The sequence below is a fragment of the Klebsiella sp. 4_1_44FAA genome, assembly GCF_000238715.1.
Lineage (GTDB): Bacteria > Pseudomonadota > Gammaproteobacteria > Enterobacterales > Enterobacteriaceae > Klebsiella > Klebsiella pneumoniae.
The window spans coordinates 586762-600607 of record NZ_JH414799.1 but is presented as its reverse complement, the minus strand read 5'-3'; the positions used below and the strand labels follow the sequence as shown (position 1 = coordinate 600607).

14 protein-coding genes and 3 tRNA genes are annotated in these 13846 nt (G+C 55.2%); all 17 read right to left on the bottom strand.

Features of this window, described 5'->3' with window-relative positions; translation table 11 throughout:
* Window positions 1-100 precede the first annotated feature (100 nt).
* A tRNA-Lys gene (locus HMPREF1024_RS17600) sits at window positions 101-176 on the bottom strand.
* 2 nt (window positions 177-178) lie between these two features.
* Window positions 179-253: transfer RNA gene (locus HMPREF1024_RS17605), tRNA-Val, on the bottom strand.
* Window positions 254-378: 125 nt separating this feature from the next.
* Window positions 379-454 (bottom strand) — tRNA-Lys (locus tag HMPREF1024_RS17610).
* A 161-nt stretch (window positions 455-615) separates the two neighbouring features.
* Window positions 616-1410, bottom strand: a complete 795-nt coding sequence (cpoB, locus tag HMPREF1024_RS17615; RefSeq protein ID WP_002895071.1) for a cell division protein CpoB — start codon at window positions 1408-1410, stop codon at window positions 616-618.
* 9 nt (window positions 1411-1419) lie between these two features.
* Window positions 1420-1944, bottom strand: coding sequence for a peptidoglycan-associated lipoprotein Pal (gene pal, locus HMPREF1024_RS17620; RefSeq protein ID WP_002895068.1), 525 nt, complete (start codon window positions 1942-1944; stop codon window positions 1420-1422).
* 34 nt (window positions 1945-1978) lie between these two features.
* Complete coding sequence (tolB, locus tag HMPREF1024_RS17625; RefSeq protein WP_002895066.1) at window positions 1979-3271, bottom strand: Tol-Pal system beta propeller repeat protein TolB; 1293 nt, start codon at window positions 3269-3271, stop codon at window positions 1979-1981.
* A 129-nt stretch (window positions 3272-3400) separates the two neighbouring features.
* Entirely contained in the window at window positions 3401-4726 is a 1326-nt protein-coding gene (gene tolA / locus HMPREF1024_RS17630) for a cell envelope integrity protein TolA (protein WP_004179068.1), read from the bottom strand.
* Window positions 4727-4825: 99 nt separating this feature from the next.
* On the bottom strand, window positions 4826-5254 hold the full coding sequence (gene tolR, locus HMPREF1024_RS17635; RefSeq protein ID WP_002895061.1) for a colicin uptake protein TolR: 429 nt from the start codon (window positions 5252-5254) through the stop codon (window positions 4826-4828).
* 3 nt (window positions 5255-5257) lie between these two features.
* Window positions 5258-5950: a Tol-Pal system protein TolQ gene (gene tolQ / locus HMPREF1024_RS17640; protein ID WP_004152221.1), complete on the bottom strand. Its 693-nt coding sequence runs from the start codon at window positions 5948-5950 to the stop codon at window positions 5258-5260.
* Window positions 5947-6351, bottom strand: a complete 405-nt coding sequence (ybgC, locus tag HMPREF1024_RS17645; protein WP_002895056.1) for a tol-pal system-associated acyl-CoA thioesterase — start codon at window positions 6349-6351, stop codon at window positions 5947-5949. The genes tolQ and ybgC overlap by 4 nt, the downstream gene beginning before the upstream one ends.
* Window positions 6352-6500: 149 nt before the next feature.
* Complete coding sequence (gene ybgE / locus HMPREF1024_RS17650) at window positions 6501-6791, bottom strand: cyd operon protein YbgE (RefSeq protein WP_009308196.1); 291 nt, start codon at window positions 6789-6791, stop codon at window positions 6501-6503.
* Window positions 6791-6907 carry a cytochrome bd-I oxidase subunit CydX gene (gene cydX, locus HMPREF1024_RS17655; RefSeq protein WP_002895051.1) on the bottom strand — a complete coding sequence of 39 codons (117 nt, stop codon included), beginning with the start codon at window positions 6905-6907 and terminating at the stop codon, window positions 6791-6793. Before cydX ends, ybgE begins: the two co-directional genes overlap by 1 nt.
* Before the next feature lie 15 nt (window positions 6908-6922).
* A complete protein-coding gene (cydB, locus tag HMPREF1024_RS17660; RefSeq protein ID WP_002895049.1) occupies window positions 6923-8062 on the bottom strand; it encodes a cytochrome d ubiquinol oxidase subunit II in 1140 nt (379 codons plus the stop codon).
* 15 nt (window positions 8063-8077) lie between these two features.
* A complete protein-coding gene (gene cydA / locus HMPREF1024_RS17665; protein ID WP_002895047.1) occupies window positions 8078-9646 on the bottom strand; it encodes a cytochrome ubiquinol oxidase subunit I in 1569 nt (522 codons plus the stop codon).
* An 823-nt stretch (window positions 9647-10469) separates the two neighbouring features.
* A complete protein-coding gene (sucD, locus tag HMPREF1024_RS17670) occupies window positions 10470-11339 on the bottom strand; it encodes a succinate--CoA ligase subunit alpha (protein WP_002895043.1) in 870 nt (289 codons plus the stop codon).
* Window positions 11339-12505: an ADP-forming succinate--CoA ligase subunit beta gene (gene sucC, locus HMPREF1024_RS17675; protein WP_002895039.1), complete on the bottom strand. Its 1167-nt coding sequence runs from the start codon at window positions 12503-12505 to the stop codon at window positions 11339-11341. The genes sucD and sucC overlap by 1 nt, the downstream gene beginning before the upstream one ends.
* Before the next feature lie 103 nt (window positions 12506-12608).
* Window positions 12609-13835 (bottom strand): 2-oxoglutarate dehydrogenase complex dihydrolipoyllysine-residue succinyltransferase, encoded by a 1227-nt coding sequence (gene odhB, locus HMPREF1024_RS17680; protein WP_004142209.1) that lies wholly within the window; start codon window positions 13833-13835, stop codon window positions 12609-12611.
* Between the last annotated feature and the right edge of the window lie 11 nt (window positions 13836-13846).

The following is a 13846-nucleotide window of genomic DNA, read 5'->3' as shown; positions in this document are numbered from 1 at the left end:
GACCCCCTCCTTGTAAGGGAGGTGCTCTCCCAGCTGAGCTAATCACCCGAAACTGCGCTGGATACTACTGATACTGCCTCCACCGACCCCATCATTATAATGGTGGGTCGTGCAGGATTCGAACCTGCGACCAATTGATTAAAAGTCAACTGCTCTACCAACTGAGCTAACGACCCGGTGGTGGGTGATGACGGGATCGAACCGCCGACCCCTCCTTGTAAGGGAGGTGCTCTCCCAGCTGAGCTAATCACCCGATACTACGCTGGATACTACTAAGCGGTGGGTCGTGCAGGATGACTCGGCTTTGCCTCGCCCTACGGGCCGTTGCTGACGCAACGTTATCCTTCACGTTTTACTATCGCGTTCCACCAGAACGATTGGTGGGTCGTGCAGGATTCGAACCTGCGACCAATTGATTAAAAGTCAACTGCTCTACCAACTGAGCTAACGACCCACTCTGGCATTGCTTTGGGCTTGTTTGATATCCCTTGGCAACGGCGGCATATATTACTGATTTCAGAATTCAGCGCAACTAAAATTTCGATAAAGATCACTTAACTGCTGGCGATTCAGGCGACAAGACCAGAAATAACGCGATTTCTGGTCATGCCGTAATCAACCAAGAGCATTAAGTCGTTTTTGCGCTTGTTTCGCACCGTCGGTGCCGGGGAATTTGTTGATCACCTGCTGGTAAACCGCTTTCGCTTTCGCGGTATCACCTTTGTCCTGCATGATCACGCCGACTTTAAACATCGCGTCAGGCGCTTTTGGCGATTTCGGGTAGTTCTTCACCACCGAAGCGAAGTAAAACGCCGCGTCGTCTTTTCTCCCCTTATTGTAGTTCAACTGCCCGAGCCAGTAGTTAGCGTTTGGCTGGTAGGTTGAATCCGGGTACTTTTTGACGAAGTTTTGAAACGCCACCATCGCGTCATCCTGGCGTGAGGCATCCTTCACCAGGGCAATAGCGGCATTATAATCGGTGTTCGCATCGCCGGTCATCGCCGGGGCGCCTGAGGTGGCCGCTGGCGCTGCGCTGGTGGCAGCCGCGCTCTGATCGCCAGAAGACGACGGAGCCTGCGCACCTGATGCTGCGCCGCCACCGCTGCTCAGACTATCTATCTGCAGCAGAATCTGTTTCTGGCGCTCAACGATCTGATTCAGCTGGTACTGGTTCTCCTGGATCTGCCCGCGGAGAGAATCAATGTCAGTCTGGTTATCAGAGAGTTGTTGCTGGAGTTGGGTTAAAAGCTGGCTGTGAGCATTGGAAATACGCTCGAGTTGAGTGACGCGGTCTTCGACCGAGCCTGAGCCGACACTACTGATTGGCGCCTGAGCAAAAGCGGCCCAGGGGGCCGCTATGCCAACCAGTAACGACAGACTCAATAAATGATGTCTGAAGTTACTGCTCATGCAATTCTCTTAGTAAACCAGTACGGCGCGACGGTTTTTGGCATATGCCGCTTCGTCATGACCCAGTACTGCTGGTTTTTCTTTACCGTAAGAAACGATGGAGATCTGATCGGCAGAAACACCTTTGCCCTGCAGATACATCTTAACGGCGTTAGCACGACGCTCACCCAGAGCGATGTTGTATTCCGGCGTACCGCGCTCATCCGCGTGACCTTCTACAGTCACTTTGTAGGACGGGTTGCTGCGCAGGAAGTTAGCGTGCGCGTCCAGCATAGCAGCGAAGTCAGAACGGATATCGTACTTGTCGAGATCGAAGTAAACGATGTTGTTCTGCTGCAGCTGCTGCATCTGCAGACGAGCTTGCTCTTCAGAAGACATGTTGCCGCCGTTACCGTTAGCGTCCATACCAGTGCCGGCACCCAGCATGCCTTCACCGCTCTGGTCGTTGCTGGCGTTCTTGTTAGAAGAACATGCCGCGATTGCCATAACCGGCAGAGCGATCATCAGCCCTTTCAGCACTTTGTTCAGTTGCATTTCTTTGATTCCTTTAATAATCAATTATTTATTATCACAGATACGGCGACCAGGCAGGCGATTTTACCTGTCCATCAGTTGCCGGAAGACGCGCTTTGAAACGCCCATCTGTAGAAACCAGATTCAGCACGGATCCCATCCCCTGAGAAGAGCTGTAGATTACCATAGTGCCGTTAGGTGCCAGACTTGGCGTTTCGTCTAAAAACGTTGATGACAGAACCTGTACACCACCCGTTTCCAGATCTTGTTTGGCAATGTGCTGCTGACCGCCGGCCGAGCTGACCATTACCATGGTTTTACCATCCGCGCTCACGTCGGCGTCCTGGTTCTGAGAACCTTCCCAGGTGATACGCTGCGGCGTGCCGCCATTAATGTTGACTTTATATACCTGCGGACGACCTGCCTGGTCAGAAGTGAAGGCCAGATTCTGGCTGTCCGGGAACCAGCTTGGTTCGGTGTTGTTGCTGCGACCGTTGGTCACCTGACGAATCTGACCGGATCCCAGATCCATTACGTACAGGTTCAGGCTACCGGTTTTCGACAGCGCGAACGCCAGTTTAGAACCATCCGGTGAGAACGCCGGGGCGCCGTTGTGCTGCGGGAAGGAGGCGATCTGACGCACAGAGGCGTTCGCCAGGGTCTGAACCACCAGCGCAGAACGACCGCTTTCAAAGGTAACGTAGGCCAGTTTAGAACCGTCCGGAGACCAGGCCGGGGACATCAGCGGCTGGGAGGAACGGTGAACCAGGAACTGGTTGTAACCATCGTAGTCGGACACGCGCAGTTCGTAAGGGTACTGGCCGCCGTTTTTCTGCACCACGTAGGCGATACGGGTACGGAAGGCGCCCTTGATGCCGGTCAGCTTCTCAAATACCGCGTCGCTGGCCGCGTGCGCCGCATAGCGCAGGTACTGCTTAGTGACTTTAAAAGAACCTTGCGCCAGCGTTGTGCCCGGCGCTCCGCCGGTGTCCACCAGTTGATACGCAACCTGATAAGAACCATCCGGATTTTGCGTGACCTGGCCGACGACTACGGCGTCAATACCCAGCGCAGACCAGGCAGCAGGCTGCACTTCCTGGGCACTGGTCGGCTGCTGCGGCAGACGAGAGCGATCCAGCGGATTGAATTTACCGCTGTTGCGCAGGTCAGCTGCCACGATACCACCGACATCTTCCGGCGCAGCGCCCTGGCCGGCCCACTGGAACGGTACCACGCCGATAGGGCGCGCCGAGTCCACCCCCTGGGTGATCTCGATACGTACTTCTGCGTGCAGCACCGCCGCCCACAGCATTAAAAAACCAAATGCTACTCGTAATGCCTGCTTCATCATATCTCCCTTATCCGGGCGGAAAGCCCACGATAATTTAGCAGAATGTTAACAAACTCAAATATACAAAACTACCAAAACCCTGTGACTACCATAGATTGTTTTTCCCCGTTTGCACGGGGAAAAATGTCACTGAGGTTTGAAGTCCAGTGGCGCATTTTTGAAGACTTCATATACTGCCTGGCTAGGTGGTTTCGGAAACTTAGCCTGTCGGGCTGCGGCAAGAGCGGCCTGGCACAGAGCAGGATCACCACCTTCGGACTGTATATTTAACAACAGACCGTCAGGAGCAAGTTTGATACGCAAGGTACATGTTTTGCCCGCATAGGACGATGCGTCATAAAACTTACTTTCAATCGCCGATTTTATCTGTCCGGCATAGTTGTTGATATCAGCCCCTGAGGCACTGTTTTTAGTATTACCACTCCCGGCAGCGGAGGCATTGTTTCCTTTGGCCCCACCGCCTGTTTTAGGCGCATTCTTACCAGAACTCAGATCGCCGAGCAGGTTGTCAACGCCGTCCGCTTCTTTCGCAGCCGCCGCTTTCTTCGCCGCCGCGGCTTTTGCTGCTGCCGCCTTGGCCGCTTTATCAGCTGCAGCCTTCTCTGCTGCAGCCGCTTTCGCTGCCGCCGCTTTTTCAGCGGCTGCGGCTTTCTCGGCGGCGGCCTTCTCAGCGGCCGCTTTTTGCGCGGCGGCTTTCTCAGCGGCTTTTTCGGCAGCCGCTTTTTCAGCTGCCGCCTGCTTAGCCGCTTCCTGCTGGGCTTTTTTCTCCGCTTCCTGTTGCGCTTTCTTCGCAGCCGCCGCTTCCGCTTTCTTCTGCGCCTCGGCCGCAGCTTTCGCCGCTTCAGCTTCCGCCTGTTTCTTCGCCTCGGCAGCGGCTTTCGCTGCAGCGGCTTCGGCCTGCTTCTTCGCGTCAGCAGCCGCCTTGGCCGCCGCCTGTTCTGCCGCTTTCGCCTGGGCATCCGCCTTCGCTTTCGCCTCGGCGGCCGCTTTGGCAGCGGCTTCCTGCGCTTCTTTTGCCTGTGCGTCCGCTTTGGCTTTTGCCGCCGCGGCGGCCTTGGCAGCCGCTTCTTCAGCCTGCTTCTGCTGCTCCTTCGCTTCTTTCGCCGCTTCCTGCGCCTGCAGCCGCTCCTGTTCGAGCTGTTTCAGCCGCTCCTGTTCCGCCGCCTGTTTCTCACGTAACTCTTCCGCCTGCTGCTGCGCCTGTTTTTCACGCTGTTCAGCGGCGCGACGTGCGCTGGCCTGCTGCTGTTGCTGACGGTTATAGTTATTTACCACCGCCCCCGGATCGACCATGACGGCATCAATCGACGATCCGCCGCCGCCGCCGGCAGAGGCATCCAGATGCTCGTCAAACGAACTCCAGATCAGCAGCGCGATCAGAATGATGTGCAGCGCGACTGAAATGATGATCGCTCGTTTAAGCTTGTCGTTTTGTTCGGTTGCCTTTGACACTATCGGTTCCCAAAAACTGTTCGCCTGTATCCGCGATGCGCACCGACGGCGAGCGATATCCGCCACCGGACGCCGCGCGGACGCACCTACCTGAAGCGATTAAATAGGTTTGGTCATCAAGCCGACCGATTTAACCCCTGCACTATGCAACAGGTTCAGCGCTTTAATAATTTCATCGTAAGGGACGTCTTTCGCACCGCCGATCAGGAATACCGTTTTTTCATTGGCTTCAAGACGACGCTTCGCTTCGGCAATTACCTGCTCCGGCGGCAGCTGGGACAGCGTCTCCTGCCCCACCTTCACGCTGTACTGCCCTACCCCGGAGACTTCCACAATCACCGGCGGATCGTCATTGCTTTTCACCGCTTGCGATTCCGTGGCGTCCGGCAGATCGACTTCCACGCTCTGCGTAATGATCGGCGCCGTTGCCATAAAGATCAGCAGCAGCACCAGCAGGACATCCAGCAGCGGAACGATGTTGATCTCGGACTTCAATTCGCGACGTCCGCGTCCACGTGCTCTGGCCATGGCTTACCCCTTATTGCTTTCGCTGGTGGTAAAGGCCTGACGGTGCAGAATAGCGGTGAACTCTTCCATAAAGTTGTCGTAATTCAGTTCAAGCTTGTTCACGCGCTGGTTCAGGCGGTTATACGCCATGACCGCCGGGATCGCGGCGAACAGACCAATCGCGGTGGCGATCAGCGCTTCGGCGATACCTGGCGCCACCATCTGCAGGGTGGCCTGCTTCACCGCGCCAAGGGCGATAAAGGCGTGCATAATCCCCCAGACGGTACCGAACAGACCGATATACGGGCTGATCGAGCCTACGGTGCCGAGGAACGGAATATGGGTCTCCAGCGTTTCCAGTTCGCGGTTCATCGAAATACGCATCGCACGCGATGCCCCTTCGACAATCGCTTCCGGCGCATGGCTGTTAGCCCGATGCAGGCGTGCAAACTCTTTGAAACCGCTGTAGAAGATTTGTTCCGAACCGGTCAGGTTATCGCGACGCCCCTGGCTCTCCTGGTACAGACGAGAGAGCTCGATCCCGGACCAGAATTTGTCCTCGAACGCTTCAGCTTCACGCGCGGCCGAGTTAAGGATACGCGTTCTCTGAATAATGATAGCCCAGGAAGCGATAGAAAAACCAATCAAAATCAACATGATAAGTTTTACCAGAAGGCTCGCCTTCAGGAACAAATCAAGGATATTCATGTCAGTCACTGCTTAAACTCCGCGACAATAGACTTGGGAAGCGCACGTGGCTTCATTAAGAGTGGATCAACGCACACAATGAGAACCTCAGCTTCGTTTAACACTGTATTCTCGGCGTTGACGATTCGCTGCGTGAAAACCAAAGAGGTGCCGCGCATCGAGGTAATTTCCGTCTGGACTTCGAGCATGTCGTCGAGTCTGGCGGGGGCAAAATACTCCAGCGTCATTTTGCGAACCACGAAGGCAACGCGTTCAGCCAACAGCACCTGTTGACTAAAGTGATGGTGGCGCAGCATCTCTGTGCGTGCTCTTTCATAAAAAGCGACGTAACTGGCGTGGTAAACCACACCACCGGCATCGGTATCTTCGTAGTAGACCCGAACCGGCCATCGAAACAGCGTTGTATTCACTTTACATCCCGGTAATGCAAAAAAAGGTTAGAGCTTTCAAACTTCGCTACTATACGCGCGGGAAAGGTGGTTTGGAATGGGGGAAAGTAAACGGGGCGTAAATTTTTATGGGCTTATGCAAGCCCATAGCATTAACAGAGATCTCTTATTCAAAAGAAGAAAAAGAAGAGACCTAAAGCGAGCACGATATCAGCGATAAGCGGACAAAAAATCCCCTGCCAGTGAACGGTACGCGGGCGAAAGCCCACGCCGTGAATAACGCCGCTGCAAACCGCCCACATCAGCAAGAAACCATGCCAGATTTCCAGCTCGCTGGTCTTCGCCGCAAAGCGCGACGGATCCCAGAAAATGCAGCCAGCCAGCAGCAGCGCCATCAATAAGGAAAGCGCCCGGAGCGGGCGCTTGTCCATTATCGCGTACAGAGTAGCGATAAATTTCATCAGATTTCTTCTTTCTTCCCGGCTTTGGTGGCTTCCACGTGCTCAAGCGCCAGCGCGGTAATGACCCCAAAAGCACAGGCAAGAAGCGTTCCCAAAATCCATGCGAAGTACCACATATATAGCTCCTTACCTTAGTACAGCGAGTGGGTATTCTTTTCGATGTCTTCGCGCGTGATGCGGCCAAACATCTTCCAGTAACACCAGCTGGTGTAGGCCAGAATGATCGGCACGAAAACAATCGCCACGTAGGTCATCAGGTTCAGCGTCCGCTGACTGGAGGTCGCGTCCCACATTGTCAGGCTGGCGTTCAGCATGGTGCTGGACGGCATGATGAACGGGAACATCGCGATACCGGCAGTCAGAATGATGCAGGCCAGGGTCAGCGAGGAGAACAGGAATGCCCAGGCACCTTTATCCGCTTTGGTCGAAACGACGGTCAGCAGCGGCAACACCACGCCCAGGGCAGGCACCGCCCACAGCGCTGGCATATTGTTAAAGTTCACCATCCACGCGCCAGCTTCCCGCACCACTTCCTTGGTCAGCGGGTTAGACGGGCCGGTATGGTCAATCACCGATTTCACCACATAGCCGTCGATGCCGTAGTAGACCCACACGCCCGCCAGCGCGAAGCAGACCAGCGTCACCAGCGCCGCCACCATGGAAACGGTGCGAGTACGCAGGTGCAGTTCGCCTACGGTACGCATCTGCAGGTAGGTGGCGCCCTGAGTCAGGATCATCGCCACGCTGACGATACCGGCCAGCAGACCAAACGGGTTCAGCAACTGGAAGAAGTTACCGGTATAGAACAGACGCAGGTATTCATCGACGTGGAACGGCACGCCCTGCAGCAGGTTGCCAAAGGCCACGCCAATCACCAGTGGCGGCACGAAGCTACCGATGAAGATGCCCCAGTCCCACATGTTGCGCCAGCGGGTGTCCTCGATCTTGGAACGGTAGTCAAAACCGACCGGACGGAAGAACAGCGAGGCCAGCACCAGAATCATCGCCACATAGAAGCCAGAAAACGCCGCGGCGTAAACCATCGGCCAGGCAGCGAACAGCGCGCCGCCGGCGGTGATCAGCCACACCTGGTTACCGTCCCAGTGCGGGGCGATGGCGTTGATCATAATCCGACGCTCGGTGTCGTTGCGGCCGAGGAAGCGGGTGAGCATGCCCACCCCCATGTCGAACCCGTCGGCGACGGCAAAACCAATCAGCAGAATGCCAATCAGCAGCCACCAGATAAAACGCAATACTTCATAATCGATCATTTGACGACTCCTGTCTTAGCGTGCCGACTGAATAGCCGCAGAGGACTGTTCAAAGTGATAGCGGCCGGTTTTCAGGCTGCTAGGTCCTTTGCGGGCAAACTTGAACATCAGGAACAGTTCAGCCACCAGGAACAGCGTGTACAGACCGCAGATCAGCAACATTGAGAAGATCAGGTCGCCCGCGGTCAATGATGAGTTAGCCACCGCCGTCGGCAGGACCTCACCAATCGCCCACGGCTGACGGCCGTATTCGGCAACAAACCAGCCCGACTCCACGGCAATCCACGGCAGCGGCAGGCCGTAAAATGCGGCGCGCAGCAGCCATTTTTTCTCGCCGATGCGGTTACGGATCACGCTCCAGAAGGAGGCGCCTATAATCAGCAGCATCAGGATGCCGCACGCCACCATGATACGGAAGGCGAAGTACAGCGGTGCGACGCTTGGAATGGAGTCTTTGGTCGCTTTGGCGATCTGCTCTTCCGTGGCGTCAGCGACGTTCGGGGTATAGCGCTTCAACAGCAGGCCATAACCGAGGTCCTTCTTCACGTTATTGAACTGGTCACGCACGGCCTGATCGGTTGAACCGGCGCGCAGCTGTTCCAGCAGCGCGTAGGCTTTCATGCCGTTACGGATACGCTCTTCGTGCTGAACCATCAGATCCTTGAGGCCGATAACCGGTTTATCCACCGAGCGGGTAGCAATGATGCCCAGCGCGTAGGGGATCTGGATCGCAAAGTGGTTGGTCTGCGCATTCTGATCGGGAATACCAAACAGGGTGAAGGCCGCCGGCGCAGGCTGGGTTTCCCACTCTGCTTCGATAGCCGCCAGTTTGGTTTTCTGCACGTCACCCATTTCGTAACCGGATTCGTCACCCAGCACAATAACGGAGAGGATCGCCGCCATACCGAAGCTGGCTGCGATGGCAAAGGAGCGCTTGGCAAAGGCGAAGTCTCGACCTTTCAGCATGTACCAGGAGCTAATCGCCAGGATGAACATCGCGCCGGTGACATAGCCCGACGCCACAGTGTGAACGAATTTCACCTGGGCGACCGGGTTGAGCACCAGTTCAGAGAAGCTGACCATCTCCATACGCATGGTTTCGAAGTTGAAGTCCGATGCGATAGGGTTCTGCATCCAGCCGTTGGCGACAAGGATCCACAGCGCGGAGAGGTTGGAACCCAGCGCAACCAGCCAGGTGACGGCCATGTGCTGAACTTTGCCCAGACGATCCCAACCGAAGAAGAACAGACCTACAAAGGTGGATTCGAGGAAGAAGGCCATCAGACCTTCAATGGCCAGCGGCGCACCAAAGATATCGCCCACGTAGTGTGAGTAATACGACCAGTTAGTCCCGAACTGGAACTCCATGGTCAGACCGGTCGCCACACCCAGCGCGAAGTTGATACCAAACAACTTGCCCCAGAATTTGGTCATATCTTTATAAATCTGTTTGCCGGAAAGGACGTAGACCGTTTCCATGATGGCCAGCAGGAACGCCATACCGAGCGTTAGCGGCACAAACAGGAAGTGGTACATCGCGGTCAAGGCAAACTGTAAGCGCGACAGTTCGACTATATCTAACATCATGACTCCTTGCTCATCGCATGAAGACTCCGAAAATGAACCGAGAAGCTCTGGCTCATACGCATGCCCCAATACAAATTTATTTGTCGCCCGTCCACAGCAGGTTTCAATCGAAGGTAAAACCATGCCAGGGTAAGGTTACAAATACGTTAACGAAAAACCCAATTGATTCCCCAATATATTACGCCGCAATAACCTTACAATAAATATGTTTTTATTGTTCCAGTTTTACATTTTTCGACGGTGATCAATATATAGTGAAGATGGCTGAATTCAGCCAATTTGACTTGAGACAATTTAACGTTTTTTGAGGGATTTTTCCAAGTATTAAGTATTGATATAAATCAATTTTTACTCTATGTGTTAATTATGTAGCCCAATAAAGAATATTGGTGAACTTAATGTTAATTAAGTGTTTAAACTATGGCTTTTCCAGTTACTAAAAAGAGAGATATGAGAATCATAGGTAATATTATTTAACGTCGTGGAAAAAAAACAAAAAAAGGAACCGATCCGAATAATGTTAGACCGCTCACAGTATTTTATCTGCTTCCTTATCCCCTGCCCCACGCTTTTTCGCTGCCGCTTTTGTTTCCCTACGGTACAGCCGGGATATATTTTTTAGCCAGTACAGCGCATCGAAAATACTTATTAAATAATAAATTAAATCAATATGATAGATAGGGCTTTTCGCAGAAAATCAATTCGTTGTTGGCACTGCGGTTCTGACGAGACGGGATAACGGTCACAAAAAAGGCCACCTGACGGTGGCCAACCATGTCGAAATCGGACAGATTTCTGCTTGCGGACAAGCAGAGAGGGTTTACTTGATAATAGCTTTCAGCGCTTCGCCGATGTCGGCCAGGCTGCGAACAGTTTTCACACCCGCCGCTTCCAGCGCTGCGAATTTCTCATCCGCTGTACCTTTACCGCCGGCGATGATAGCGCCCGCGTGGCCCATACGCTTGCCTTTCGGCGCGGTAACGCCCGCGATGTAGCCAACAACCGGCTTAGTGACATGATCTTTAATATAAGCAGCCGCTTCTTCTTCCGCGCTGCCGCCGATCTCACCGATCATGACGATCGCTTCGGTCTGCGGATCTTCCTCGAACATCTTCAGGATATCGATGAAGTTGGAGCCCGGGATCGGGTCGCCGCCGATACCGACGCAGGTAGACTGGCCGAAGCCGTAGTCGGTGGTCTGCTTAACCGCTTCATAGGTCAGGGTGCCGGAACGGGAAACGATGCCCACTTTACCCGGCTTGTGAATGTGACCCGGCATGATGCCGATTTTGCACTCGCCCGGAGTGATAACGCCCGGGCAGTTCGGGCCGATCATACGCACGCCCGCTTCGTCCAGCTTCACCTTCACGGTCAGCATATCCAGCGTTGGGATACCTTCGGTGATGGTGATGATAAGCTTAATGCCCGCGTCGATCGCTTCCAGGATGGAATCTTTGCAGAACGGCGCCGGAACGTAGATCACGGTCGCGGTCGCGCCGGTCGCTTCAACGGCTTCGCGCACGGTGTTGAACACCGGCAGGCCCAGATGAGTGGTGCCGCCTTTGCCTGGCGTCACGCCGCCAACCATTTGCGTACCGTAAGCGATCGCTTGTTCAGAGTGGAAGGTCCCCTGGCTACCGGTGAAGCCCTGGCAGATAACCTTGGTATCTTTATTAATTAAAACTGACATTATTTCCCCTCCACTGCGGCAACAACCTGCTGTGCTGCGTCCGTCAGACTTTTCGCTGCAATAATATTCAGGCCGCTGTCAGCCAGTTTTTTCGCGCCCAGTTCGGCGTTGTTACCTTCCAGACGAACCACAACCGGAACGTTAACCCCTACTTCCGCTACCGCGCCGATGATGCCGTCAGCGATCAGGTCGCAACGCACGATGCCGCCGAAGATGTTAACCAGCACCGCTTTAACGTTGTCGTCAGAGAGGATGATTTTGAACGCTTCGGTCACGCGCTCTTTGGTCGCGCCGCCGCCTACGTCGAGGAAGTTAGCCGGTTCGCCGCCGTGCAGCTTAACGATGTCCATGGTACCCATCGCCAGGCCTGCGCCGTTAACCATGCAGCCGATGTTGCCGTCCAGCGCGACGTAGTTCAGTTCCCACTGCGCCGCCTGCGCTTCACGTGGGTCTTCCTGAGACTGATCGCGCATTTCGCGCAGATCCGGCTGGCGGAACAGCGCGTTGCCGTCAGCGCCCAGTTTGCCGTCGAGGCAGATCAGGTCGCCCTGCTTGGTGATCACCAGCGGGTTGATCTCGATCAGCGCCAGGTCGCGCTCAAGGAAAATGGTCGCCAGACCCATGAAAATCTTGGTGAACTGCTGAACCTGTTTACCTTCCAGACCCAGTTTGAACGCCAGTTCACGACCCTGGTAAGGCATCGGGCCCGCCAGCGGATCGATGGCGATCTTGTGGATCAGGTGCGGGGTCTCTTCCGCCACTTTCTCGATTTCCACGCCGCCTTCGGTAGACGCCATGAACACCACGCGACGGGAGCTGCGGTCAACAACCGCGCCCAGGTACAGCTCTTTGTCAATATCGGTCGCCGCTTCAACCAGGATCTGGTTAACCGGCTGGCCGTTCGCATCTGTTTGATAGGTCACCAGACGTTTGCCCAGCCAGTGCTCGGCAAATGCGCGGATCTCTTCTTTGCTCTTAACTACTTTCACACCGCCCGCTTTGCCGCGGCCTCCAGCGTGAACCTGACATTTCACTACCCACGGACCCGCGCCGATTTTTGAAGCGGCTTCTTCTGCTTCACGCGGAGTAGTACAGGCATAACCCACCGGCGCCGGTAAGCCATAGCGGGCAAAAAGTTGTTTTGCCTGATATTCATGTAAGTTCATGTGTTCAGTCCATCCTTCAGGGTGTAATTATCTTTAAACCTGTAGGCCTGATAACGGCGCTAACGCGTGTTATCCGGCCTACGGTAGGTAATACGCTTGCTGACTACACGTCCAGCAGCAGACGGGTCGGATCTTCCAGCAGCTCTTTAATCGCCACCAGGAAGCCTACCGATTCACGTCCGTCGATCAGACGGTGGTCATAGGAGAGCGCCAGGTACATCATCGGCAGGATCTCTACCTTGCCATTGACCGCCATCGGACGGTCTTTAATGGCATGCATACCCAGAATAGCGCTCTGCGGTGGGTTGATGATCGGCGTGGACATCAGGGAGCCGAAGACGCCGCCGTTGGTAATAGTGAAGTTACCGCCGGTCAGGTCGTCTACGGTCAGCTTGCCGTCGCGGCCTTTCACTGCCAGCTCTTTGATATTCTTTTCGATATCCGCCATGCCCAGCAGGTCGACGTCACGCAGAACCGGGGTGACCAGACCGCGCGGAGTGGATACGGCCATGCTGACGTCGAAGTAGTTGTGGTACACCACGTCGTCGCCATCGATGGAAGCGTTCACTTCCGGATAGCGTTTCAGCGCTTCCACTACCGCTTTGACGTAGAAGGACATAAAGCCCAGGCGGATGCCATGACGTTTTTCGAACGCCTCACCGTACTGCTTACGCAGATCCATGATGGGCTTCATGTTGACTTCGTTAAAGGTCGTCAGCATGGCGGTAGAGTTTTTCGCTTCCAGCAGACGTTCGGCTACGCGTTTACGCAGACGGGTCATCGGGACGCGTTTTTCCGAACGGTGGCCCAGCTGCGGCGCCGGCGCGGCTGCCGGGGCGGCGGCTGGCGCTTTGGCTTCTGCCGGCGCCGGGGCTTTCGCCAGATGTTTCTCAACGTCTTCGCGGGTCAGACGGCCGCCGACGCCAGTGCCTTTGATGGCCGCTGGGTCAAGGTTGTGTTCAGCCAGCAGACGACGGATCGCCGGGCTCAGCGCGTCGTTGTTCTGCTCTTCCAGAGAGGCCTGCTGACGCTGCGCCGGAGTGGACGCTTTCGCATCGGCTTTCTCGCTGCTTTCTTTACCTGCGCTGTTGCCTTCGCGCAGGCGGCCAAGGATCTGGCGAGACAGGACGGTGGCGCCCTCGTCTTCCAGCACTGCATCCAGAATGCCGTCCGCTGATGCCGGTACTTCCAGTACCACTTTGTCAGTTTCGATTTCGACCAGAACTTCGTCACGGACGACCGCGTCGCCCGGTTTTTTGTGCCAGGTGGCGACGGTTGCGTCAGCTACGGACTCAGGCAGGTCGGGAACCAGAATATCTACGCTACTCATTGTGTATCCTT